The organism is Bacillus sanguinis, from assembly GCF_018332475.1.
Lineage (GTDB): Bacteria > Bacillota > Bacilli > Bacillales > Bacillaceae_G > Bacillus_A > Bacillus_A sanguinis.
Genome location: NZ_BOQB01000648.1, coordinates 1 through 587, shown reverse-complemented (window position 1 = coordinate 587; position 587 = coordinate 1). Strand labels below are relative to the sequence as shown.

1 pseudogene is annotated in these 587 nt (G+C 36.8%); it reads left to right on the top strand.

Annotated features, from left to right (window positions below):
- Positions 1 to 74: 74 nt before the first annotated feature.
- Positions 75 to 587: pseudogene (locus tag KI369_RS29035) on the top strand (hypothetical protein); the annotation flags it as partial.

Sequence of the window (587 nt, the reverse complement as noted above, 5' to 3'; positions counted from 1 at the left end):
GCTGCGCAAGAAAAACTAACAGAAATGAAAACAAACGGTTGGATTCAATAAAGATAGGAAAAGGGGAAAAGGACATGGAGGAAAACAATAATAACTTAGGGAAAAAAGTCGCTATATCAGTAATGTCAGTAGCTTTATTTGGGACGTCAGGATATCTTGTGTATGACAAAGGCTTTAAGACAGCAGGAAAAGAACAAGTAAAACTAGCAAGTAATACAGAAGAGAAAAAAGATGATCGTATTACAGGGGGCGATTTACAGTCTATGTTCCCCAATTTAGTCGCTGATCCTGCAAAAAAAGATGAAAAACCCGGCGAAAAACCAACTATTAATTTAGCAGACTTAATTGGAAATAATAAATCACCAATTACGCCAGTAACGTATAAACCTGATGAAGTATCGGTGGAAAAGAAAGATCCACAAATCAAATTATCAGATGCACCAACTCCACAAAAGTTAGATTTACCAACTAATATGGTTGGACCTGTTGCAGAACCGGGGAAAGCAAATGATAATAAACAGCAACTTAATGTACAAGAAGGTGATGGGCAAAAGCTAGATACTAGTATAAAACCAGATGCGAAACCG